The following is a 23250-nucleotide window of genomic DNA, read 5'->3' as shown; positions in this document are numbered from 1 at the left end:
GCCCTTTAAAACATTGTTTTATGCGGAACGCTTAGGCTTCCACAACGCTGGCGCAGCGTGCGCACAGGGTGGGATGTGCGGCATGGCTGCCGATGGAAGAAGAATACTTCCAGCAGCGCTCGCACTTTTCGCCGGTGGCATGTGCAGCAGCAACGCCCAGGCCCTCGACAGCACTTGCAGCGCCGCCTTCGCCCTTGACCAGCTCTACCTGAGAGACAATCATCAGGTCGGCCAACTCGTCCATGGGGATGCTGTTGAGCAGGCCGTACACAGCATCATTGCAGTACAGGGTGACGGCAGCCTCCAGAGAAGCACCGATGACCTTTTCGGCACGGGCCTGCTCCAGAACCTTCTTCACCTCATCACGGACGGCGATCAGCTGTGCCCACTTTGCCTTGAAGGCATCATCGGCGGCATACTGGCCGGCCTTGGGCATCTCCTCAAAGACAACATACTTGTTCATGCCCTCGGTCTTGGGCATGAAGTCCCAGATCTCCTGACTGGTGAAGCACAGGATAGGAGCAATGATCTTGTCCAGAGCCACAAGGATCTTGTACATAGTGGTCTGAGCAGCCTTGCGGCCTGCGCCGTTGGTGCAGTACAGGCGATCCTTGGTCACATCCAGATAGAAGTTGGACATTGCAACAACGCAGAAGTTGTACACTGCATGATAGACCTTGTTGAAGTCATACACAGCGTAGCCTGCGCTGGTATTGACCATCAGGTCATCCAGAGCAGCCAGTGCCCAGCGGTCGATCTCCTGCAGCTGATCATCAGCCACACAGTCGGTGTTGGGATCAAAGCCATCCAGATTGCCCAGAATGAAGCGGGCGGTGTTGCGGATCTTGCGGTAAGCCTCACTCAGCTGCTTGAAGATGTTCTTGCCGGCACGCACATCCACGGTGTAGTCGGAAGAAGCCACCCACAGACGGATGATATCAGCGCCGTAGTCCTTGATGATCTCGCTGGGCTCCACGCCGTTGCCGGCGCTCTTGTGCATCTGCTTGCCCTGCTCATCCACGACCCAGCCGTGGCACAGAACAGACTTATAGGGTGCGCAGCCCTTGCTTGCAACGCTGGTCAGCAGGCTGGACTGGAACCAGCCGCGGAACTGGTCGCCGCCTTCCATATACATATCAGCCGGGAAGCGCAGCTCGGGGCGCTCCTCCAGCACAGCGGCGTGGGTGGAGCCGGAGTCGAACCAGACGTCCATGATGTCGGTGTCCTTGGTCCACTCAGAAGCACCGCACTTTTCGCACACTTCGCCTGCAGGGATGATCTGCTCGGCTTCGTACTTATACCATGCATCGGAACCTTCCTTGCGGAACAGGTCGCTGACAGCCTTGATGGTGGCATCGGTGATGTGGTAGGTGCCGCACTTCTTGCAATAGAATGCGGGGATGGGCACGCCCCAGGTGCGCTGGCGGCTGATGCACCAGTCGTTGCGGTCGCGCACCATGCCCTTCATGCGGTCATGGCCCCAATCCGGCATCCAGGTAACGGTGTCGATGGCCTTGTAGACATCCTCGCGGAACTTTGCGATGGAGCAGAACCACTGTTCCGTTGCACGGAAGATGATGGGGTGATGGCAACGCCAGCAGTGCGGGTACTGATGCTTGATGTGCACCTGACCCATGACAGCACCGGACTCGGTCAAATCGGCCAGAATGGTCTTGTTGGCAGCCCACACGCGCTGACCTGCATACTTACCGGCCAGTTCGGTCAGATAGCCGCCATCGTCCACGGGGACGGTGATGGGCACCTGCGGATACTTCTGGCAGACGTTGAAGTCGTCCACGCCGTGGCCGCCTGCGGTATGGACACAGCCGGAACCGCTTTCCAGCGTGACGTGATCGCCCAGAATGACCCAGCCCTCCTTGGGCAGGTAGACGTGGTTGTAGCGCATCAGCTCGAACTCGGTACCGGGGACCGGCTCACCCACGATCTCGTAGTTCTCGATGTGGCAGGCATCCATGACGCTCTTGACCAGTTCGGTGGCCATGATGTGGAACTCATCGCCGATCTTGACGAAGGAGTACTCGAACTGGCCGTTCAGGCAGATCGCCTCGTTAGCGGGCAGAGTCCAAGTGGTGGTGGTCCAGATGACGAAGTAGGTCTTGTCCATCGGGATGCCGTGCTTTGCCAGCACACCGTTGGGGTCCTGAGAGACGTGGAAACGCACGAAGATGGAATCGCAGTCGTCCTCGCCGTACTCGATCTCGGCCTCTGCCAGAGCCGTGCGGCAGTCCGGGCACCAGTACACGGGCTTCAGGCCCTTGTAGATGTAGCCCTTCTTTGCCATCTCGCCAAAAATCTCGATCTGGCGTGCCTCGAACTCAGGCTTCAGGGTCAGATACGGATGCTCGAAATCGCCGATAACGCCCAGACGCTTGAACTGGTCGCTCATGATATCGATGTGCTCAGTAGCAAACTTTTCGCAGATCTGGCGCAGTTCCAGCTTGGAAATGTCCTTCTTCTTATCACCGACGGAGGACAGAGCCTTCAGCTCGATTGGCAGGCCGTGGGTATCAAAGCCGGGCACATAGGGAGCCTGGAAACCCTCCATGTTTTTATCGCGGATAATGATATCCTTGATGATCTTGTTCAGGGCAGTACCCATGTGGATATTACCGTTTGCGTACGGAGGGCCGTCGTGCAGGATGAACTGCGGCTTGCCCTCGTTGTGCTTCATGAGCTGATTGTACAGGTCGTTGTCGTCCCAATCCTTCAGCATGACCGGCTCCTTCTTGGGCAGGCCGGCACGCATTTCAAACAGGGTCTTGGGCAGGTTCAGAGTACTATCGTACTGCGATTTGTTCTTAGCCAATGGTTTACACTCTCCTCTATATTTCCTTATGGGGTTGCCTTACTCGCTGAACTTGACGCCCTGAAAAGCATCGTAGTCCGGCTCGTCCGGCTTAAAATCAGCAGGAGGCGCGGGCGGCGGGTCCAGCTTGAGCTGGCTCTCATCCTTTGCCCAGAAATCCTCGCTGCTGTCAGCTGCCTTGTCGTCGTCATTTTCAACAACGGCAGCAGGTTCTGCATCTTCCTGTGCGGGCTGTGCAGGCTCTGCTTCCGGCTCCTGCACGTCCGCTGCCTGCGGCTGGGCTGCAGCGGCAGGCTCACTTTCCTCTGCAGCAGGCTCTGCCTGTTCGGCATCCTGTGCAGCCGTTTCCTTCTGGAACTCCGGCAGACGGCTCAGCGACTCCACATGGCTGCGGTACAGGTTGAGCACATCAGACTTGAAGCGGGTCACTTCCAAACGCACGCGGTCATACTCGCGTTCCTCTGCAAGGCGCTTCTCGTTTGCTTCGTTCTCGATCTCGTCTGCACGGTCGTTTGCCTTCTGCAGCAGTTCGTTGGCATCGCGGATGATATCATCACCGCGCAGATTTGCACGATGGATGATCTCTTCTGCTTTCTGGTTTGCTTCGCGGATGACATTTTCGCCCATGCGCTGTGCATTGATCAGCGCGCTCTTGAGCATTTCACCATCTGCCTCAAAGCTCTTCAGTTCATCGTGCAGCTTCTGGTTTTCAGCAGTCAGGTCCGCAATCTGCTTGCGAAGCTGTTCCGCCTGCGCATCGTCTTCCCGCAGCTGTTCTTCCACCTTATCCAGAAAACGGTCTACGTCCTCTGTGCGGTAGCCGCGGAGGTTTTTCTCAAATTGCACAGAACGGACATCCTGCGGAGTCAGCATAGTCATTTCCTCCCGTTGCTTTTAATATTGAAAAAATTCGATGATCGACCGATCTTTTCTGCTTTTGCCGGGCAGTGCAGTCAGGTTGAAGCGGCCCTTGCCGCGCACCGTGAACACATCGCCCTCATATACCTGCGCATGAGGTTTATCCGCCGGCAGGTGGTTGATCTCCACCCTGCCCGCCTCAATCAGTTCCGAAGCCTGTCCTCGGCTGCAGTGCAGCATAGCTGCCAGCACAGCGTCCAGCCGCAGGGACGATACCGTTGCACTGTGCATCTCACGCTCCGCCTGCGGAAACTGCGGCACCTCATCCAGCGTCAGCAGTTCCGTGGTCAGCTCCGTGTGTCCAGCCTGAAACAGTTCCCGGCAGATCAGCTGTGCTGCCGGTTCCAGCGCAAACACATAAGCTGTGCCCGGCTGATCCTCCGGCAGAACGATATCTCCCAGCGCCTCGCGCCGCAGCTCAAGGCCCATCAGACTGCCCAGATAATCCTTGTGGGCGGGCAGCGCAGCCCCCGCCTGTGCATGGCATTGCAGCCGCACACAGCAGATGGGTGCTTCGCCGCAGCTGTACTCCGGCTCGATACAGAGCACCCTGCGCTCCGCATTCAGCCAGCCGCCCTCAAACCGGAAGCCCTCCTGCACACCGGCACGGCCCAGTGCCGCGCGGGCCAAGTCCTGCTCGCGGTCACTCAGGAAAGCCGAATACCGCGCAATGTCCCGGGAAAAGGCCGTGTGGGCCAAGTCCTCGATATGGCGCATGAGATAGCGTTCTTCATCGGTACGCGCAGGGATGAACCCGCGCGCCGCCTTGGGCTGCGGATCAATAGAACGCGCCATTGTTCTCCAGCTCGTCCAGCAGATCACCCATGATATCCACGTTGTACGGAGTGATGATGAAGGTGCTGTTGGCCACGCGCTTGATCTGGCCATTGTTTGCATATGCAACACCGGACAGAAAATCCACCAGACGGCGGGACACTTCCTTATTGGTGGACTCCAGATTGAGCACCACGGTGCGCTTGTTGTTCAGGTGGTCAGCAATGGTACTGGCATCCTCAAAACGCTCAGGCTTGACCAGAACGACCTTGAGCTGAGTGGTGGCATTGATGTTGACCACCTTGCCGTTCTTCTTGGCACCCTCAACAGGCTCTTCATTTTCGTCGTCAGCACCAAGGCCGGTGCCATTGTTATTGTTTACCATCTGGGGGCCATCGTCAATGTACTGATCCTCGTAATCGTCTTCCTGGTCAAACAGACCTTTCTTAATGCTGTCAAGCAAAGACATACAATCTGCTCCTTTCATTCGGGCAGCATGGCGCTGCCTGGCGTTCTTTGCAAATAGATGCAAATAATAGCTTTATCTATTATCGGATTTTTTGCCTCAGATGTCAATAACTACAAAAGCTTTCCATCATACAAATTTTGTCCGGAAACGATTATTTCGTCATAAAGCCTCACCTTGCTGACCGAGCCCTCGGTCCCTTCGGGCAGAACAAGGATGTAATCGCCGTCCGTGATGAGGGGATGGTCTGCGTCCACCGGGTCGATCGGGCAGAAGCGGGCAATATTGCCAAGTTTCACGTACACACCGGGAATGTAGTTTTCGCCCTGCGTTTGTGCCTCGGTGCCATCCTCTTTTAAATAGTGCACAGCCGCAGCAGGCACCCGCAGGCCGCTGCGCTCTCCTACCGAGATGCGTGCTGCAGCCCGGTTCAGGCAAAGCACATCGCCGTTGATGGAGTTGCAGGCAAGCACAAAGCGGGCAAGGCCGCTGTCCTGATCGATCTCCACCTCGGTGACGGTGGCCTTGAGGCTGTTCTCCACCTGACCCGGGAAGCTGATCTCCACCGCTGTGCTCAGCGGCTTGCCGTTCTGACCCAGCAGCTTTTCGCCCTGCTTTGCAGTGCACACGCCCACATAGCGCCATGTGAACCCTGCCACGATCTTACCGGCGCAGCCGTCCAGTGCCAACACTGGGTCGGACTGCAGATAGCCCTGCAGCTCCTGTGCGTTCAGTGCAAGGATATCATCGGCACTGGCATTGAGCCGTCCGCTGCTGGAAGAGCGCACAAAATAGCCGGTCTGCGGTGCAGTGATCTGCGCCGGGCTGCCCAGCTGCGCCTGCACGCTCTGGGACTGCTGGACCAGCGCAGTGATCTGATCGGTAAAGTTTGCAGCTTCGCCCGTTACCACCCAGAGCTTGTTCTGGGCCAGCAGGTAGGCATTGGCATCATCATCCACCGCTTCATAATCGCTGTCGTCCAGCGTATCCAGCAGGTCATACAGCGCAGAAGAACGTTCTTTTAAAAGGGTATCCAGCTGCAGCGCAGAAGTGTTCTGCGATTTCTGCAGCAGGTCGATCTGATCATTCAGCTGGTTCAGCTGCAGGCGCAGCGAAGCCTGCGAAGCGTTGCTGTACACCTCTGCCACTGCGGTGCCCGCTGAAACGCGCTCGCCGTCGGCAGCAAGATATCCAAGGTTTCCACTGCCTGCCACATAGCTTTCGTCGAACAGCAGAACTCCGTCGGCTTCCACCGTATCCGAAATGACCGCAGGCAGCGCAGTCTCATAAACATTCTGCGGGAACAGGATATGTGCGGCCTGATACACCACATAAATTGCTGCCAGCAGCAGAAACGCGATCAGCACGCCTGCCAGAGTGGTAAGCACATGCGGCGCATGGCGTTCCTTCTGGGTCTCATCCGGCATATCGATCATCCTTTCGCTAAAAATTCGCTAGTTTTGCGGATGGCAGTCTGCACTGCATCCGGTGCACCGGCATCCAGCCAAACCACACCGTCCATATGGCGGAACCAGGTCAACTGGCGCTTGGCATAGTTGCGGGACGCCTGCTTGAGCTTTTCCGTGCAGGCTTCCAGTGGAGCCGTCTGCTCAAAATACGGAAAGAACTCCTTGTATCCGATGGCCTGCGCTGCCGTGCGGAAGCTTTCCCGGTTCTGCCAGACATGCTCCGCTTCCTTTATAAGGCCCGCTTCCAGCATTTTGTCCACACGCAGGTCAATGCGGCGGTAAAGTACCGCGCGCTCTGGGAAATCCAGACCGAGGATCAGGCTGCGGTAGGGTCGCTCCGGTGGGAGAGACTCCGCCTTCTGTTCGCTCAGCTTTTTGCCGGTGGCACGATAATGTTCGAGTGCGCGCAGCACCCGCACCTGATTGTTCGGGTGGATAGCCGCAGCAGCTTCCGGGTCGGCCTGCTTCAGTTCTTCGTACATGGCAGCACCGCCTTTTGCAGCCAGTTCCGCCGCCAGCTGCTCCCGCAGACCGGCAGGTGCTTTTTCCTCTGTAAAGCGCACCCCATACAGAAAGCTCTGAACATACAGCCCTGTGCCGCCCACAAGGATGGGCAGCTTCTTCCGGGCAGAGATCTCTTCTTCCAGCTTTCCGGCCATGGCGGTAAAGTCTGCCACGCTGAAAGCCTTGTCCGGCGTAAGGATATCCACGCCGTGATGCGGGATACCGCAGGTCTCCTCCGGTGTCACCTTTGCCGTGCCTATGTCCAGACCTTTATAAATCTGCATGGAATCACAGCTGATGACCTCGCCGGAAAAATGTTTTGCAAGTTCTACGCCCAGCGCTGTCTTCCCGGTTGCGGTAGGGCCGACGACGGCCACCACGGGATGTTTATACGATGCGTCCAAACTGCTTTTCCAGCTCCTTCCGGGTCAATTTGAGTACGCAGGGGCGGCCATGCGGGCAGAACGGCGGCACCTCGCCGGAAAGGATCTTTTCGGCCAGCGCCAGCAGTTCCTGCGGCGAGGACTTGTCCCCCGCCTTGATGGCTGCACGGCAGGAGATAGAATGCAGCACCCACTCGGTGTGCTCGTTCAGCGCATCATGGCCGCCCTTGAGCAGCTTATTTGCGATCTCCACCAGCAGGCTTTCCGCATTCTGCGGCTCCACATCTGCGGGCACCGCGCGCAGCACCACGGTATTGCCGCCAAAGTCCGCGATCTCAAGGCCCGCATTTTCCAGCAGAGGAATGTTATCCAGCAGGGCCTGCTTTTCCTCCGCAGCAAGGTCGATGGCAGCAGGCTCCAGCAGCATCTGGCTGGGCACATTGCCATAGTTCGCGGCTAGTTTTTCGTACAGCTGGCGCTCGTGGGCAGCGTGTTTATCGATCAGGCACAGCTCGTCGCCGCGTTCTGCAAGGATATATGTTCTGAACACCTCGCCCACATAGCGCAGCGGTTCCGGCTGATCCGCCGTCGGATCAAAGTTCATCTGTTCCGGCTCGGCCAGTACAGTTTCCTGTTCTGCCGCTTCCGGCGCATCCGGTTCTGTTTCTGCACAGGGTGCACTCTCAGGTTCTTCCTTTGGTGCTTCCTGCGCAGGGTTCCACGCTGCCATATGGTCCTGAGACGAATGCAGTTTTGTCTCACCAAATTCCGGTTCCACATCCAGCTGCGTTTCACTTGCCGCCGCACGGAACGGCTCTGGTGCCTTTGTCGTTTCCAGCTTCGGGCTGTGAAGGGTCACGAATGGATCCAGCATATCCTCGTTCTGAGCACTGCCTTTCCAGCGCGGCACACTGGGTGCTGTCGGTATTTGCATTGCAGCAGCCGGGGCAGGCTGCTGCGGTGCTGCGGCGGGTTTTGCCGGTTCCCAATGCTGCTGTGGCAGAACGCCCGGGTCTGCCTGTCCCCGAATGATCGCAGAAAGGCCTGTAAAGTTATTGTTCTTTACATCATTTTTGATTATATCAGCGTCTTTTTTTGAATTTTCAGCTTTTTCTTCTTCTTTGTCCGCTTCAAAGGTAAAAAGCCGTTCACCAGTGCCGGGCTGAGCCAATGCCAGCTTGACGGCATGATACACCACATCAAAAACATCATTTTCGCGGGCAAAGCGGGCTTCGATCTTGGCCGGATGCACATTGACATCCACAAGGTCGGCCGGCATTTCCAGCAGCAGAATGCCGCCCGGGAACTTGCCCTGCATCATGGTACCCTTGAACGCCATCTCCATACCGGCCATCATGGTGCGGTTGCGCACATAGCGGCCATTGATGTAAAAATGCTGCATGCTTCGGCTGGCGCGGCAGCTTTTGGGCGGGGTAATCAGACCGGTGATGCGGTACACGCCCTCCTGATTTTTCAGCTCAATGAGGTCCCGGCTGAACTCCCGGCCCAGCACCGCATAGGCTGCACCGCGCAGCTGGCCGTCGCCGGGCGTGACATACTGCAGCTTGCCCTCACGGATGAACTTGACGCTGACTTCCGGGTGGCTGAGCGCTACATGGGTAACTGTATCCGACACAAAGGTGCCCTCGGAGGAGTCCTTTTTGAGGAACTTCATGCGGGCAGGCGTGTTGTAAAACAGATCCTTTACCCGGATGGTGGTGCCCACAGCTCTGGCACCCGGCTCACGGGAGACCTCTTCCCCGCCCTCAATGCGGTAGACCGTGGCAAACTCGTCCACCTCTGTTCGGGTGGTCAGCTCTACACGGGCCACGCTGGCAATGGATGCCAGTGCTTCACCGCGGAAGCCAAGCGTATGGATGTTGGTCAGATCGTCCGGTGTTTCAATTTTGCTGGTGGCGTGGCGGATAAACGCCGTGGAGATATATTCTGCCTCGATGCCGGTGCCGTTATCGCTGATCTCGATCAGCTTGACGCCGCCGGATTCAATGCTGACGGTCACCTGCGTGGCACCGGCATCAATGGAGTTTTCCAGCAGCTCCTTAACAACGGATGCCGGACGCTCGACCACCTCACCGGCTGCGATCAGCTCGGCTGTGTGCTTATCCAGAACATGGATCACTGCCATGGTGTTTTCCCTCCTTGTATGGTCAGGGTCAGGTAGAGCAGTTTCATCTGTTCAGGCTGCCCTTCAGGGTCTTTTTCAGCTCGTAGAGGAAGTTCAAAGCCTCAATGGGGGTGAGTGTTTCCACATCCAGAGCTTCCAGCTTGTCCATCATCTCGCTGGGCACAGCCGGAGAGTTATACTCCTGCAGGGCATCAAAATCCATCTGCTCTACTTTATTTTTAGGTGCAGTTGCTTCCAGCGCGCGCAGCACCTCATGAGCGCGGCGGGTCACACTGCCGGGCAGGCCTGCCAGCTTTGCCACCTCGATGCCGTAGCTGTCATCCGCCGGGCCGCGCACGATGCGGCGCAGGAAGGTGATGTCCTCGCCGCGTTTTTTTACTGCAATATTGTAGTTTTTTACGCCGTCCACGCCGCCTTCCAGCTCGGTCAGCTCGTGGTAGTGGGTGGCAAACAGAGTCTTGCAGCCAAGGCCCTTGGCGGGGTCTGCAATGTGCTCCACTACGGCGCGGGCAATGCTCATACCGTCAAAGGTGGAAGTGCCGCGGCCGATCTCGTCCAGCACCACAAGGCTTTTGGCGGTGGCATTTTTCAGGATCTCCGCTACCTCGGTCATCTCCACCATAAAGGTGGACTGACCGGCAGACAGGTCGTCCGACGCACCGATGCGAGTGAAAATGGCATCCACCACACCCACATGGCAGCTGGAAGCCGGTACAAAGGAGCCGATCTGCGCCATCAGCGCAATCAGTGCATTCTGGCGCATGTACGTAGATTTACCTGCCATGTTGGGGCCGGTGATGATCAGGCAGCGGTCTGCACCACAGTTCAGGGTGGTATCATTGGGTACAAACAGGCTGCCTTTCAGCATCTGCTCCACCACAGGGTGACGGCCCTCGGTGATGGTCAGCTCGTCACTGTCGTCCACGATGGGACGGCAGTAGTTGTTTTCCGCTGCCACCTGCGCCAGCGCCGTGAGCACATCCAGCTGGGCCACCGCATTGGCCGTGCGCTGGATGCGGTCCAGCTGAGCGCTGATGCTTTCCAGCAGTTCGCTGAACAGGCGGTGCTCCAGCGTGATGAGCCGTTCGTGGGCACCTAAGATCTTGCTTTCCAGCTCTTTCAGTTCCTGCGTGATGTAGCGTTCGCCGGAAGTCAGGGTCTGCTTGCGGATGTAGGTCTCCGGCACCATGCTCTTATAGGAGTTGCTTACCTCGATGAAGTAGCCAAACACATGGTTATAGCCGATCTTCAGCTTGGGGATGCCGGTCTCCTGCCGCAGGCGGGCTTCCAGCTGCGCCAGAACGCCCTTGGTATTGTCGCGAATGGAACGCAGCTCGTCCACCTCGGCATGGTAACCTTTGGCAATGACACCGCCATCCTTGAGGGTAGAGGGCGCTTCCGGGTCCACCGCCGCATAAATACGGGCCTTGATGTCCTCCAACGGATCGATCTGTACTGCCAGTTCAGCAAGCTCCGGGCAGCCGCAGGCCTCAGCCAGCCTGCGCAGGCCGGGCAGCCGGTCGCAGGTCTGGGCCAGCGTATAGATCTCCTTGGGTGTGGCAGAGCCGTAAACCGTGCGGGTCATCAGGCGTTCCATATCCGCAATGTAACCCAGCTCTTCGGTCAGGTCGCCGCGGGCCATGGTCTGCTTAACAAGGCTCTCCACAGCGTTCAGGCGGTGGTTGATGAGTGCACTGGAAATAAGCGGCTGCTCGATCCAGCTGCGCAGCATACGCTTGCCCATGGATGTACTGGTCTTATCCAGCACCCAGAGCAGCGTGCCCCGCTTTTCGCGGCCGCGCAGCGTCTCGGTCAGCTCCAGATTGGCGCGGGTCACGGGCGAAAGACGCATGAACTGGGCCTTATTATAGGTTATGACCGTTTTCAGACGTTCCACGCCCTTGATCTGGGTATCGTGCAGATATTCCAGCAGTGCCGCCATGGCAAAGCGCACAAGGCCGTCCGCTGCAATGCCGGTGGTCTGCGCCCAGTCGCGGCCAAACTGGTTTTCCAGCGATGCCGCCACAAGGCCCGGTGCATAGCGCTCCTCTTCGATCAGCTCCACCGAACAAGTCATATTCTTTTTGATGTACGCCGTCACCTCGCGGCAGTCCAGCAGACCCGGATTCATCAGTACTTCGCTGGGATGGTAGCGGCACAGCTCCGTAATGACCGCCGGGGCGATTTTGTCTGCATTCAGCTCTGTGATATGGGCCGTACCGGTAGAGACATCCGCAAAGCACAAACCTGCTTTCTTTCCTTTGAGGAAGATACTGGCAATGTAGTTATTGCGGTCATCCTGCAGCATACTGCTCTCAATGACCGTGCCGGGTGTGACCACGCGGATGATGTCCCGCTTGACAAGGCCCTTGGCCTTGGCCGGGTCTTCCACCTGCTCACAGATGGCTACTTTGTAGCCCTTGGCGATCAGCCGCGCCACATATCCCTCGTAGCTGTGGAAGGGCACGCCGCACATGGGCGCTCGCTCTTCCATGCCGCACTGCTTGCCGGTCAGGGTCAGGTCCAGTTCCTTGGATGCCGTCAGGGCATCGTCAAAGAACATCTCATAAAAATCGCCGATGCGGTAAAACAGAATTTCGTCCTTATGTTGTTTTTTGATCTCAAGATATTGCTGCATCATGGGCGACAGCTCTGCCATGGTTTACCCTCTCTCCCGTTCTATGGTTCTGTGCACAAGTTTGCGGCTTGTAACCGCTTTTGCAAACAAAACGCGGTCTGTTTTGCACAGCCGCGTTTTGTTTTTGCCGGTTTTAGTGGCAGCCGCCGCAGGTGGAGCAGCTGCCGGTGCAGGAAGCAGAAGGCTCCTGTACCGTCATGGGGTCGCCGCCATTCATGGCAGTGTTGATGATGGCATCGATATAGTTCACGAGGTTCTCGCAGTCACGCTTAGCCTCGTTGTAAGCCACCATGCCCTCGTTGCCCATGATCTGGCCGTACAGGCTGTTCACCTTTTCGTTCAGTTCGGCGATGCGGGCATCGTTGCGCTCGCTCTTGCCGATCTCATTGTTCAGATCCATGCGGGCGAGGTTGAACTCGCCGATCAGGTTCTGCAGCTCTTCGTCCTTATCGTTTGCCTTGCGGGTCTGATCCAGAACGAGGTAGCGGCTATCGGTCTGCAGCGCAACGGCTGCGCGCTTGAAAAGATCAATGCAATCCATTTGAATGGTCTCCTTCTTATTTTATACGTTCAGGGGCACTGCCCCGGAATCACTCAGGCAAGCTCACCCAGCAGCACAGTCGCCCGTGCGCCCGTGAGATGTACGTTGGCATAGCTGCCCATCAGGGAAGCGTCTGCCGTGAACTCCACCGTCAGGTTGTTGTCCAGACGGCCGGAGAGGGTGCCCTCATTGCGGCCAAAGCCCTCTACCAGTACCTTCACAGTCTGACCAACCTGCGCCTTGACCAGTGCCATGGCGATCTCGTCCTGCACCTTGAGCAGGCGGGTCATGCGGTCGGTCTTTTCCTTACGGGGGGTGGGGTCCGGCATTTCGGCAGCCTTGGTGCCGGTGCGCTTGGAATAGATAAAGGTGAACAGCTGCATATAGCCCACCTTCTGCACCAGTTCCAGCGTCTTTACAAAGTCCGCTTCGGTCTCGCCGGGGAAGCCAACGATGATGTCACTGGAAAAGGTGATGCCGGGCACCGTTTTGCGAGCGTATTCGATCAGCTCCATGTACTGCTCCACCGTGTAGTGGCGGTTCATCTTCTTCAGCAGTTCATCGGAGCCGCACTGCACCGGCAGGTGCAGGTGCTTGCACAGCTTCGGCTGGGCGGCAATGGTGTCGATCAGCTTGTGGCTGGCATCCTTGGGGTGGCTGGTCATAAAGCGGATGTGATAATCGCCGGGCACCGTGCACAGCAGGTTGAGCAGATCAGAAAAGTCCACCTTTTCTTCCAGACCCTTGCCGTAGCTGTTGACGTTCTGTCCCAGCAATGTGATCTCCTTATAGCCTGCCTCCACAAGACCGCGGAATTCAGCAAGGATATCACCGGGCTTGCGGCTCTTCTCGCGGCCGCGCACATAAGGCACGATGCAGTAGGTGCAGAAGTTGTCGCAGCCGTACATGATGGGCAGCCATGCGCGGAACTCGCTCTCACGCCGGATGGGGATATTCTCCACGATGACCGGGCGCTGGGCGGGCTCCATCAGCACACGCTTATGCTTCTGCAGCTTCTGGGCAATGAGCTGCGGCAGGGTGTCGATGCCGTCCACGCCAAACACCAGGTCAACGTAAGGATAGCTCTGGCGCAGCTTTTCTACCACGTGCTTCTGGTTGGCCATGCATCCGCACAGGCCGATGATGAGATCATGCTTTTTTTCCTTGAGTCCCTTCAGGGCACCTACGTTGCCGAACACACGCTGCTCAGCATGCTCACGCACGGCGCAGGTGTTGAAGAGGATCAGGTCTGCATCCTCGGGCTTATCGCACAGGCCATAGCCGATGTCCATCAGCACACCCTTGATCCGCTCGCCGTCGTTCACGTTCTGCTGACAGCCATAGCTGTGCACAAAGGCCAGCGGCGGCGTATCATAGGCCTGCTTTACCAGCTCAGCGGCAATGTTATTATGTTCAAAACTAATGTATTCCAATCAAACCATCCTTCTCCGCCGGGCCGAAGCGCCCTGTGCGGCGAAAATCTACTTGCACTTTCTGAAAAGAGCCTTCTCTATAGTATACCCTGTTTATACGCTCCGGGCAAGAGGTTCCGTGCAAATTTTATGGTTCAGTGGGCGTTTTCCTGCGCCTGCTTCTCGCAGCAGGCCTCGCATACGCCGATCAGCACAACAGCGCAGTCCTGCACATGGCCCTTCTGGTTTTTCACCAGTTTCATTACCTGCTTTTCGTCCACCTCGGCATCGGTCACGCTGCCGCACACGGTGCAGTACAGATGGCTGTGCCAGGGCAGCGTGTGGTCAAAGCGGTCAGCCTTGCCTGGAATGGACACCCGGCGCACCCGGCCCGCATCCACCAGACTATTCAGGTTACGGTATACGGTGCCAAGGCTCAGGCCCGGGCATTCCTTGACCGCAGCATCATAAATTTCCTCGGCGGTGGGGTGGTCGCACAGGTTCTGCACCGTCTGCATGACCAGCTCACGCTGTTTGGAATATCGCATATCGTTCTCCTTTTTCTTTGTTTTTGGGCTTTGGGTGTAAGGCGTGGCTCAGACGTTCTCTTCGCCCTTGATCTTTGCCCAGTAGGCACGGGCCGCCTGCTCATTTTTGTTATCGCCAAAGGTATAATATTTTACGTCCTTGATGGCATCTGGCAGGTACTGCTGCTCCACCCAGTGGTGGGCGTAATCATGGGCGTATTTGTAATTCTGTCCCTTTACCAGCGCATCCTCACCGTCGTAGTGCTTGTTCTGCAGTTGGCGCGGGATCGGCCCGGTACGGCCCGCCTGCACATCCGCAATGGCCGCGTTGATGGCATCATGGGCACTGTTGGACTTGGGACTGGTGGCCACCAGAATGACGGCATCTGCCAGCGGGAGCCGTGCTTCCGGCAAGCCCACCATGTTGGCGGCATCAATTGCCGCCTTCACAATGGGGATGATTTGTGGATAGGCAAGGCCCACGTCCTCGCAGGCACATACCATCAGGCGACGGCAGGCCGAAGGCAGATCTCCTGCTTCCAGCAGACGGGCCAGATAATGCAGCGCCGCATCCGGGTCGGAGCCGCGCATGGACTTCTGGTAGGCTGACACGATGTCGTAGTGGTCATCGCCCTCCCGGTCATACCGCATGGCAGTGCGGCGGGTGACCTGCTGGATCATTTCCAGCGTAATGTGCTTTTCCCCATCCTCAATGGGAGCTGCCGTCACCGCAAAATCAAGACAGCCCAGCGCCTTGCGCAGGTCGCCGCCTGCGCTCTCGGCAAGGTAGGCACAGGCATCCTCGTCCATGCAGACCTTTGTGCTCTCCCCTTCCGAAAGCTTTTTCAGTGCATTGTGCACCCCACGCTCCACATCCGCTGCCGAAAGTGATTTGAACTCAAACACCGTACAGCGGGACAGCAGCGCATTATAAATGTAGAAGTATGGATTTTCGGTGGTGGATGCAATGAGCGTCACCGAGCCGTCCTCAATGCATTCCAGCAGGCTCTGCTGCTGTTTTTTGTTCAGGTACTGGATCTCGTCCAGATACAGCAGGATGCCTCCCGCACCTGCCAGCGTGCCGATATCCTTGAGCACCGCCTTGATGTCCCCGGTGCCGCAGGAAGTGCCATTGAGCTTATGCAGCGTCATACCGCTGTTTTCCGCAATGATGCGTGCCACCGTCGTTTTTCCGGTACCGGACGGGCCGTAGAAGATCATGTTCGGGATGCGTCCGCTCTCGATGGTACGGCGGAACACCCTGCCCGGTGCCAACAGATGCTGCTGACCGCAGACATCTGCCAGTGTTTTGGGCCGCAGACGCTGTGCCAGTGGTTCGTTCATCGTGTTTTCCTCCTCCCGTACCGAGGCGCGATTCCCCCAGCATTTTTCTATAGTATATCGCATTTTGGCAGTAAGAGCAAGGTTTTATCTGAAAATCATTCTCAGATAATTTTTACCCGCAGTTTACAAAAAACGCAAAACATGGTATTATCGTATCAGCTTTTGTCGATGGGAGTGGATGAAATGCCTGTTCGTAAAAAAGCACCAGAAGACCTTACTGCAAAAAAGGCGCTGGCGCTGGAAGTGATCGACCGGTTAAAAAAAGAATACCCAGATGCCGGCTGTACATTGGATTATGACCATGCCTGGCAGCTTCTGGTCAGCGTGCGTCTGGCAGCCCAGTGCACCGATGCCCGCGTGAACATTGTGGTGGAAGACCTGTTTGCCAAATATCCCAATGTTGCTGCGCTGGCTGCTGCAGAACCCGAAGACATTGAAGCCATCGTCAAGCCCTGCGGGTTGGGACACTCCAAAGCGCGGGATATCTCCGCCTGTATGCGGGTGCTGCGCGATAAATACGGTTGTCAGGTGCCCACCACCTTTGAAGAGCTGCTCGCCCTGCCCGGCGTAGGCCGCAAGAGCGCAAACCTTATCATGGGCGATGTGTTTGGCAAGCCTGCTATCGTAACAGACACCCACTGCATCCGGCTGTGCAACAAGATCGGCCTTGTGGACGGCATCAAGGAACCGCAGAAGGTGGAAATGGCCCTGTGGAAGATCGTTCCTCCGGAAGAAGGCAGCGACCTGTGCCACCGCTTTGTGATGCATGGTCGGGCAGTGTGCAATGCGCGCAAACCAGAATGCGAAAAATGTTGTTTGAAGGATATTTGCCGCTTTGCCCGGGAAACCGCCGGGCAGAGCGCAGAGCTTTAAAATTCAGGAGGTAGAATTATTATGTTTGGTTTTATTTTCAGTCTGCTGATCGGCGCTCTGGCTGGTTACATCGCCGGCCGCATTATGGGCAGCGAAACTTCCACCGTGCGCAATATCGTGCTGGGCATTCTGGGCGGTTTTGTAGGCAGCATCGTGTTCGGCCTGATCGGTCTGAGCGCTACCGGCATCGTGGGTGAGATCCTCGTTTCCGTTGTGGGTGCCTGCATCTGCATCTGGATCGGCCGTAAGCTGTTCAACTGATTTTTCTTGTGTGCAAGGCTGCTCTTCGAGTTTTTCTCGGAGAGCAGTTATATTTTTGCGTCACAGACTATTTGCACCTGTTCTGCCGCAAAATCAAATCTTGACAGCGCACAGGAAGTATGATAGAATATTTCTCGTTGCAGAACATGCAAGAAAATTTTATCTGCTACTGTGGCTCAGCTGGTAGAGCAGCTCACTCGTAATGAGCAGGTCGCCTGTTCGAATCAGGTCAGTAGCTCCAAAAATCCTACGAATTTACGTTTAGAATCGTAATTTCGTGGGATTTTTTATTTAGTCTCGCAAGTTTTCGCAAAACCGCAACATCGCCCACAAAACAAGACAAAATAAAACGCCCCGTGGCACCATTTCATAGGGCGTTATACGCATTTTTATGCTTTCTTTTGGACAGGCTTCTTGAGTTCACAATGTAGGTTTGTCAATGATGTGTTTCTGTGATGTTTGGTGTAGCAATTTAACTGTACCACAGAACGACTCATTCGTCTTTTTTCACTTTGTGACACATCTATTGTAATCCTACACAGCTTTTATTGTTCAATATATGAAATTTTATTGAAAATTTTTCATGGTAGTGGTAAAATATTTTTATGTCTTTGTCATTCTGTGCCCCTTCGCGGTAGAGGGAGAGCGCAAAACAGAAAAGACTCAAAAATTGCGGCATCCTTTCCGTGGGTGGGTTTTACAGCACACACTCTTGCGGGCGGTGATGTATGATCAGTAAGCAAAAGCAGCCAACCGCAAAACGATGGCTGTCCAAGAAGTGTGAGGAGGAGGATCGGATGAAAACAAAAACATTGCGCCGCCTATTTTCCATGCTTGTGGCACTGGTGATGGGGCTATCCCTGCTCACCGGATGCAGCGAAAAAAATGCGGAACGAACACAGGAGCAGGAAGACGCTCAGACTATTCAGGTGTATCTGTGGAGCACCAGCCTGTACGAAAACTATGCGCCCTATGTTCAGGCGCAGCTGCCGGACGTGAACATTGAATTCATCGTCGGCAACAACGATCTGGATTTTTACAAGTTTTTGCAGCAAAACGGCGGTCTGCCGGATATCATCACCTGCTGCCGGTTCTCGCTGCACGATGCGGCACCGTTGAAGGACAGCCTGATGAACCTTGCCATGACCAATGAGGCGGGCGCTGTGTACAACACCTACCTCAACAGCTTCAAAAACGAGGATGGCAGCGTGAACTGGCTGCCGGTGTGCGCGGATGCCCACGGCTTTGTGGTCAACCGCAGCCTTTTTGAGCAGTACGATATTCCCCTGCCCACCGATTACGCAAGCTTTGTAGCGGCCTGTCAGGCTTTTGAAAAGGTAGGCATCCGCGGCTTTACCTCCGATTATACCTACGACTACACCTGCATGGAAACCCTGCAGGGGCTTTCTGCTGCCGAGCTTACCACCACCGCGGGGCGCAAGTGGCGCACTACCTACAGCGACCCCGCCAGCACCGCGCGGGTGGGTCTGGACGACACCGTATGGCCGGGGGCGTTTGAGCGGATGGAGCAGTTCATTCAGGATACCCACCTTACAGCAGATGATCTTGCATTGAATTACGACGATGTGACCGGAATGTTCCGGAACGGAGAAGTTGCCATGTACTTTGGCAGCTCTGCCGGCGTGAAGATGTTTCAGGATGAGGGCATCGACACGATCTTTCTGCCCTTCTTCAGCCAGAACAGCGAACCGTGGATCATGACCACCCCCTATTTCCAAGTTGCCCTGAACCGGGATCTGGAGCAGGACATCGCGCGCCGCGAAAAAGCCATGAAGGTGCTGAACGTCATGCTCTCCGAACAGGCGCAGAACCGCATCGTCTCAGAGGGGCAGGACATACTGAGCTACAGCCAGAACGTTCCCCTGCGCCTGACCGAGTATCTGAAGGACGTCCGCAGCGTGGTGGAAGAAAACCACATGTATATCCGCATCGCCTCCAACGATTTCTTTGCCGTTTCCAAGGATGTGGTCTCCAAAATGATCGCAGGCGAGCTTACCGCTGAGCAGGCGTATCAGGCCTTCAATGCCCAGCTCCTTGCCGATGAGGAGCCTGCCGACAACGAGACCGTGCTGACCTCCGGGAAGGCCTATTCCAACGTATTCCACGCAAACGGCGGCAGCGCTGCCTTCTCCGTGATGGCAAACACGCTGCGCGGTGTGTATGGCACCGATGTGCTGCTTGCCACCGCAAACAGCTTTACCGGCAGTGTGCTGCAGGCGGATTATAATCAGAAAATGGCTGCTTCCATGATCATGCCGAACGGTCTGATGTCCCGCCAGCGCACCATGACCGGCGCAGAGCTGAAAGAGACCGTCCGCGCCTTTGTGGAAGGCTGCGAGGGCGGGTTTGTGCCCTTCAACCGCGGTTCTCTGCCAGTGGTCAGCGGCATTGCTGTGGAGGTAAAAGAGAATAACGGCAGCTATACCCTGACCGGCATCACCCGGAACGGGCAGCCGCTGGGAGATAACGACACCGTTACCGTGACCTGCCTTGCAACGGAAAAGCAGATGGAAGCGCTGCTTGCGAGCGACAGCGGCACGTCTGCGGGCGAAGATACGTGGGTAAAAAACACATGGCGTGATTATATCTCCGGCGGCGCAGCGCTTGCAGAGCCGGAAAACTACATGACACTGAGGTGAGCGGAATGGCAGACGAAAAGCACGAATCCAAACGCAGCTGCTATTCCCGGCACAAGTGGCTGCCTGCCGCCGCTGCCATCCTTCTTTTGGTCTTTCTGGCAGCCGGTTTCAGCTTCCGGTACATCTCGTTTATGTCGCAGACCATCTATCAGGAAAGCACCTCGCATCTGGAAGAGGTACTGTATCTATTATGTGGAGAAAAATGCGCTATTCTCATTGATACAGGCTTAGGCGTTTCCAACATCAGAAAAATTGTGGACAGTCTAACAGAGCTGCCTGTTATGGCAATTACTACTCATGTTCATTGGGATCACATCGGCGGGCATAAGTATTTTGATAATATCGCTGTATATGAAGCGGAAAAGGACTGGTTATCAGTCAGGTTTCCGATACCGTTGCAAGTTGTAAAGAACAATTTAACAAGACTTCCTTGTAATTTTCCAAGAGATTTTGATATTAACGCCTATCAGATATTTCAAGGTATGCCACAAAGAATCTTGCAGGATGGAGATTTTCTGAATTTAGGCGGACGGGAAATTCAGGTTATTCACACGCCGGGACATTCTCCCGGACATTGTTGCTTTTACGAGCCAGAAAGAAATTACTTGTATTCCGGGGATTTGATATACAAAGGAAGCCTTGACGCATTTTACCCAACTACTGATCCGCAACTATTTTATCAATCCATAAGGCGGATACAGAAATACAAAATAAAAAAAGTTCTGCCCGGACACCACCAGTTGGATATTCCTGTTTCTTTGATAGGTGACATTGAAGCCGGATTTGCACAATTATCGAGAGCCGGAAAACTCAAACAGGGAAATGGATTGTTTGAGTTTCGAGACTTCCAAATTCATATATGATTCAAAACTGCCGTTGCAGGAACACCCGTTCCCACAACGGCAGTTTTCATTTCCACGGCCTGCGCCGGAAGTTGATCCCGGAATTTTTAATCAGTGGCGATCTTTTGAACAGTCTTTTCAGGGTCACTCTTTCCTCGTCTGTGAGCCGCTTGTATTTTAGCTGGAACGCCTTGCAGAAGATTTCCAGAAATTCCTGCACCCTGTCGCCGGTGGATTGCATGGCCTTTCGGACTTCCTTTATCAGTTCATCGGCGGGCGTGGTATCCGGCGCACTCTCCATGTCGTTCTCATGGACTTTGCGTATATCGTGAAGGATAGCGTCCCATGTTTTGTGTGTCACATGACAGAAAAAATCTTCTTCCTCTATCTGACCGGCTTCCAGAATTTTCAGGGAACGGTCTGCGGCAGCTTCGGGATTTTCTTCCAGTATCATTGCCCGGACAGCAGCCAGCGCACTGTTGATGTCATGGAACCGCATGGTAACCATTCCATCCACATAGATTTCTGCGTCAGCCATCAGCTCTGCAAATTTTTCGTGGGACATCATCTCGCACAGCAGCCGGGTATTGATCCGTCCGCTTTTCAGAAGCGCCACAGCTTCATCGGTCAAATGCAGTTCGGACAGCGGGGTATTTATCTGCTCCCGGTTTTCTGTCCGGCAGAACAGATAGTCAATGGACACCTCATAAAAGTCTGCCAGTGCGATAAGGTTGCCGTGATTGATTTCCTTATTTCGGTTTTCTTCATTTTCATAGCTGGCTAAAGCAGATTTTGAAATGCCGGTCTTTTCCGCCAGTTCTTCCAGCTTCACGCCCTTTTCCACCCGTAAATCTTTTAAGCGTTCCTGCAAGGAAACATGGTCTTTCATTGGTTTGCCACTCCCTTCCCATGTGGTTTTCGGGCATATATAACCATTATACCATACCGTTCCGAAATCGTGGAAATTTTCGATTTTGGGGCGGTATTCCTACTTTCTGGACATACGGGAAAGGGTTCAAAAATGAGCTATGATTAAGTCAGTTCATCGATGGATTATTCCAATCGAATGACCGGCCTGATGGGATATGCTCCCCGGCGATGTAGCGCAACGACCTGCGGCAAGGAGTTGGAGGAACCTTGACCGCAGCGAGCGTACCAACGGGAACAAAACGCTGCTGTGAGATTCAGGGGCAGGAACGACATCAGGGAAACCCGGCAGAACTGACACCAAAACGCTACCCAAACATGACGAATCGACGGGGCGTAGTCTGCCCTGTCCATGATACTATGGGGCTTTTTAGGGCGGCTCTATGGCCGCCTTTCCCTTGAAAATCGCCCCGAAACATGACACCAAAAACCGCTATCCGCCCATCTCTACCGTTACGGCTGAAATGGGCGGATTTTCCATGATAGGAGGCACCATGCCGAGAATGAGCAAGAAACGGAAGTTGGAGTTGTCCTTCTTCCTCAATGACCGGGGGCGTGTGGCCTACAATGACCTGTGCCGGAAGTGTCAGCATGAGTGCAAACAGAGCTTTCGGGCTGTCGTGATCGACTGCCCCCATTACCTGTCCAAACGAGCCAAGCGAAAGGAGAAAACCGACTAAATGGAATTTGAATTTATGACCGCAGACACCGTTCTGCCGCCCTGTATGCCACTTCCCACCGCCATACTGCGGCTGCCGGTCAGCAGCACCGCAAAGGTCATGTATGCCCGACTGCTGGACGCCACCCTTGCGGCGAGTACGGAGGATACCAACGGGATATTGTTTGTCCGCTTCCCCATTGTGGAGCTGGCGGCGGCCTTGTCCCGCAGCTCCGTGACCGTCAAGCGTTCCTTGAAAGAATTGGAGGACGCTGGACTAATCCTGCGGGTGCGCCGGGGCGTGGGAGAACCGAACCGCATTTACACGCTGCTCCCCAAGAAGGAGGGCTGCTGTGATGAATGAAAAGCTGAAAAAGTTCAACCAGCAGCTTGCCAAAAGCGAAGCCAGACTGCGGCGGGCACAGCACGAAGAAAAGATACTGGAACACCAGATGAAGCAGCTTACCCGGAAGGAACGGACGCATCGGCTCTGTACCAGAGGGGCTATGCTGGAAAGTTTCCTGATAAGGCCGGAAGTGCTGACGGACGATGATGTGATGGACATTCTGAAACAGGCATTTTCCCAAACAGGCATGAAAGAAGCTGTTGCAGAAAGTGTGAAACAGAGGGTAGCTGGGGAACCCCTTACGAAGTAAGGGCGCAACTATACACCGGTCGAGCCGGTGCGTTGCGTCCTGCCGGAAGCCCCTTGCAGGGAGCAGATGATTTCCGCAGATTTTCAATCTGTTCCAATCATCACAGGGGAAGCTATACTTCCCCTGCGCTGGCTGCCGCCAGCTACCCCTTTGTGGACTTGCCGCCCAGAAACACCTTGCGCTACAAGCTGTTCCCGTCCAGCAAGTTTTATCAGTCAAGCTATCCTTATCTACGGTAATTTAGTATAATAAGGTTAAAAAACAGAACGCTATCTTTGTGCAACCGATATGCAACTGATAATTGCTTGATAGTTGGTGGTAGCAACACGGTAATTCAGATAGAATAAAGCCAACAAAGAAAGGAGGTCGTCCAAATGTTAGTAAACATCATTATGATTGTAGTCGGAATAGTTTTCTCATGTAT

20 protein-coding genes and 1 tRNA gene are annotated in these 23250 nt (G+C 55.3%); 8 read left to right on the top strand and 13 right to left on the bottom strand.

The annotated features are described in order from the left end of the window. Positions 1–31: 31 nt before the first annotated feature. The 12 genes from ileS to QZL71_RS00965 all read right to left on the bottom strand — a co-directional run bounded on the left by ileS (position 32) and on the right by QZL71_RS00965 (position 15949). On the bottom strand, positions 32–2827 hold the full coding sequence (gene ileS / locus QZL71_RS01020) for an isoleucine--tRNA ligase (RefSeq protein ID WP_294647379.1): 2796 nt from the start codon (positions 2825–2827) through the stop codon (positions 32–34). Between the two features lie 39 nt (positions 2828–2866). After that, positions 2867–3700 carry a DivIVA domain-containing protein gene (locus QZL71_RS01015; RefSeq protein WP_242959295.1) on the bottom strand — a complete coding sequence of 278 codons (834 nt, stop codon included), beginning with the start codon at positions 3698–3700 and terminating at the stop codon, positions 2867–2869. 21 nt (positions 3701–3721) lie between these two features. After that, complete coding sequence (locus QZL71_RS01010) at positions 3722–4540, bottom strand: S4 domain-containing protein (protein ID WP_120020207.1); 819 nt, start codon at positions 4538–4540, stop codon at positions 3722–3724. Then, the gene (locus QZL71_RS01005; RefSeq protein ID WP_118527374.1) at positions 4524–4988 is read right to left on the bottom strand and encodes a cell division protein SepF; all 465 of its coding nucleotides are present in this window, start codon (positions 4986–4988) and stop codon (positions 4524–4526) included. Before QZL71_RS01005 ends, QZL71_RS01010 begins: the two co-directional genes overlap by 17 nt. 110 nt (positions 4989–5098) lie before the next feature. Beyond that, on the bottom strand, positions 5099–6412 hold the full coding sequence (locus tag QZL71_RS01000) for an HlyD family efflux transporter periplasmic adaptor subunit (RefSeq protein ID WP_242961906.1): 1314 nt from the start codon (positions 6410–6412) through the stop codon (positions 5099–5101). Positions 6413–6417: 5 nt separating this feature from the next. After that, positions 6418–7362 carry a tRNA (adenosine(37)-N6)-dimethylallyltransferase MiaA gene (gene miaA / locus QZL71_RS00995; protein WP_223387553.1) on the bottom strand — a complete coding sequence of 315 codons (945 nt, stop codon included), beginning with the start codon at positions 7360–7362 and terminating at the stop codon, positions 6418–6420. After that, a complete protein-coding gene (gene mutL / locus QZL71_RS00990; protein ID WP_294647377.1) occupies positions 7346–9487 on the bottom strand; it encodes a DNA mismatch repair endonuclease MutL in 2142 nt (713 codons plus the stop codon). The genes miaA and mutL overlap by 17 nt, the downstream gene beginning before the upstream one ends. Positions 9488–9530: 43 nt before the next feature. Then, the gene (gene mutS / locus QZL71_RS00985) at positions 9531–12146 is read right to left on the bottom strand and encodes a DNA mismatch repair protein MutS (RefSeq protein WP_154255719.1); all 2616 of its coding nucleotides are present in this window, start codon (positions 12144–12146) and stop codon (positions 9531–9533) included. A gap of 112 nt (positions 12147–12258) precedes the next feature. Then, positions 12259–12666 carry a YlbF family regulator gene (locus tag QZL71_RS00980; protein ID WP_097775655.1) on the bottom strand — a complete coding sequence of 136 codons (408 nt, stop codon included), beginning with the start codon at positions 12664–12666 and terminating at the stop codon, positions 12259–12261. A 53-nt stretch (positions 12667–12719) separates the two neighbouring features. After that, on the bottom strand, positions 12720–14099 hold the full coding sequence (miaB, locus tag QZL71_RS00975) for a tRNA (N6-isopentenyl adenosine(37)-C2)-methylthiotransferase MiaB (protein ID WP_005941726.1): 1380 nt from the start codon (positions 14097–14099) through the stop codon (positions 12720–12722). A gap of 134 nt (positions 14100–14233) precedes the next feature. After that, complete coding sequence (locus tag QZL71_RS00970) at positions 14234–14626, bottom strand: Fur family transcriptional regulator (protein WP_097777727.1); 393 nt, start codon at positions 14624–14626, stop codon at positions 14234–14236. 48 nt (positions 14627–14674) lie between these two features. Then, positions 14675–15949 carry a replication-associated recombination protein A gene (locus tag QZL71_RS00965; protein WP_044953659.1) on the bottom strand — a complete coding sequence of 425 codons (1275 nt, stop codon included), beginning with the start codon at positions 15947–15949 and terminating at the stop codon, positions 14675–14677. Between the two features lie 183 nt (positions 15950–16132). Between QZL71_RS00965 and nth the strand changes: the two genes are divergently transcribed. From nth to QZL71_RS00940, 5 genes are all read left to right on the top strand, one after another. Next, the gene (gene nth, locus QZL71_RS00960) at positions 16133–16822 is read left to right on the top strand and encodes an endonuclease III domain-containing protein (RefSeq protein WP_044953658.1); all 690 of its coding nucleotides are present in this window, start codon (positions 16133–16135) and stop codon (positions 16820–16822) included. Positions 16823–16843: 21 nt separating this feature from the next. Further along, positions 16844–17083 (top strand): GlsB/YeaQ/YmgE family stress response membrane protein, encoded by a 240-nt coding sequence (locus QZL71_RS00955; RefSeq protein ID WP_005941717.1) that lies wholly within the window; start codon positions 16844–16846, stop codon positions 17081–17083. A 165-nt stretch (positions 17084–17248) separates the two neighbouring features. Further along, positions 17249–17324: transfer RNA gene (locus tag QZL71_RS00950), tRNA-Thr, on the top strand. Positions 17325–17880: 556 nt separating this feature from the next. Further along, a complete protein-coding gene (locus tag QZL71_RS00945) occupies positions 17881–19743 on the top strand; it encodes an ABC transporter substrate-binding protein (protein ID WP_294647375.1) in 1863 nt (620 codons plus the stop codon). Between the two features lie 131 nt (positions 19744–19874). Next, positions 19875–20606, top strand: coding sequence for an MBL fold metallo-hydrolase (locus QZL71_RS00940; protein ID WP_294647477.1), 732 nt, complete (start codon positions 19875–19877; stop codon positions 20604–20606). Positions 20607–20652: 46 nt separating this feature from the next. Here the strand turns inward: QZL71_RS00940 and QZL71_RS00935 are convergent, their stop codons facing one another. Further along, positions 20653–21474: a helix-turn-helix domain-containing protein gene (locus QZL71_RS00935; protein ID WP_294647373.1), complete on the bottom strand. Its 822-nt coding sequence runs from the start codon at positions 21472–21474 to the stop codon at positions 20653–20655. A gap of 532 nt (positions 21475–22006) precedes the next feature. Here QZL71_RS00935 and QZL71_RS00930 point away from each other — a divergent pair. From QZL71_RS00930 to QZL71_RS00920, 3 genes are read left to right on the top strand one after another with little or no spacing between them, the layout of a single operon-like run. Further along, complete coding sequence (locus tag QZL71_RS00930; protein ID WP_044930770.1) at positions 22007–22192, top strand: hypothetical protein; 186 nt, start codon at positions 22007–22009, stop codon at positions 22190–22192. Continuing rightward, positions 22193–22534, top strand: a complete 342-nt coding sequence (locus QZL71_RS00925) for a DeoR family transcriptional regulator (protein WP_055262365.1) — start codon at positions 22193–22195, stop codon at positions 22532–22534. Beyond that, a complete protein-coding gene (locus QZL71_RS00920) occupies positions 22527–22826 on the top strand; it encodes a DUF3847 domain-containing protein (protein WP_294647371.1) in 300 nt (99 codons plus the stop codon). Before QZL71_RS00925 ends, QZL71_RS00920 begins: the two co-directional genes overlap by 8 nt. Positions 22827–23250: the final 424 nt, after the last annotated feature.

The organism is uncultured Faecalibacterium sp. (assembly GCF_900066275.1).
GTDB classification, from domain to species: domain Bacteria; phylum Bacillota; class Clostridia; order Oscillospirales; family Ruminococcaceae; genus Faecalibacterium; species Faecalibacterium taiwanense.
Note: the sequence above shows the minus strand (reverse complement) of the source record. Positions and strands in the feature narration are given on the sequence as shown.

Coding starts and splice junctions, on each gene's coding strand:
- QZL71_RS00930 (WP_044930770.1), top strand. CDS start 22,007: ATGCCGAGAATGAGCAAGAAACGGAAGTTGGAGTTGTCCTTCTTCCTC.
- QZL71_RS00955 (WP_005941717.1), top strand. CDS start 16,844: ATGTTTGGTTTTATTTTCAGTCTGCTGATCGGCGCTCTGGCTGGTTAC.
- mutL (WP_294647377.1), bottom strand. CDS start 9,487: ATGGCAGTGATCCATGTTCTGGATAAGCACACAGCCGAGCTGATCGCA.
- QZL71_RS00965 (WP_044953659.1), bottom strand. CDS start 15,949: ATGAACGAACCACTGGCACAGCGTCTGCGGCCCAAAACACTGGCAGAT.
- QZL71_RS01000 (WP_242961906.1), bottom strand. CDS start 6,412: ATGCCGGATGAGACCCAGAAGGAACGCCATGCGCCGCATGTGCTTACC.
- QZL71_RS00935 (WP_294647373.1), bottom strand. CDS start 21,474: ATGAAAGACCATGTTTCCTTGCAGGAACGCTTAAAAGATTTACGGGTG.
- QZL71_RS01010 (WP_120020207.1), bottom strand. CDS start 4,540: ATGGCGCGTTCTATTGATCCGCAGCCCAAGGCGGCGCGCGGGTTCATC.
- nth (WP_044953658.1), top strand. CDS start 16,133: ATGCCTGTTCGTAAAAAAGCACCAGAAGACCTTACTGCAAAAAAGGCG.
- QZL71_RS00970 (WP_097777727.1), bottom strand. CDS start 14,626: ATGCGATATTCCAAACAGCGTGAGCTGGTCATGCAGACGGTGCAGAAC.
- QZL71_RS00920 (WP_294647371.1), top strand. CDS start 22,527: ATGAATGAAAAGCTGAAAAAGTTCAACCAGCAGCTTGCCAAAAGCGAA.
- mutS (WP_154255719.1), bottom strand. CDS start 12,146: ATGGCAGAGCTGTCGCCCATGATGCAGCAATATCTTGAGATCAAAAAA.
- QZL71_RS01005 (WP_118527374.1), bottom strand. CDS start 4,988: ATGTCTTTGCTTGACAGCATTAAGAAAGGTCTGTTTGACCAGGAAGAC.
- QZL71_RS01015 (WP_242959295.1), bottom strand. CDS start 3,700: ATGCTGACTCCGCAGGATGTCCGTTCTGTGCAATTTGAGAAAAACCTC.
- QZL71_RS00925 (WP_055262365.1), top strand. CDS start 22,193: ATGGAATTTGAATTTATGACCGCAGACACCGTTCTGCCGCCCTGTATG.
- QZL71_RS00945 (WP_294647375.1), top strand. CDS start 17,881: ATGAAAACAAAAACATTGCGCCGCCTATTTTCCATGCTTGTGGCACTG.
- QZL71_RS00980 (WP_097775655.1), bottom strand. CDS start 12,666: ATGGATTGCATTGATCTTTTCAAGCGCGCAGCCGTTGCGCTGCAGACC.
- QZL71_RS00940 (WP_294647477.1), top strand. CDS start 19,875: ATGTCGCAGACCATCTATCAGGAAAGCACCTCGCATCTGGAAGAGGTA.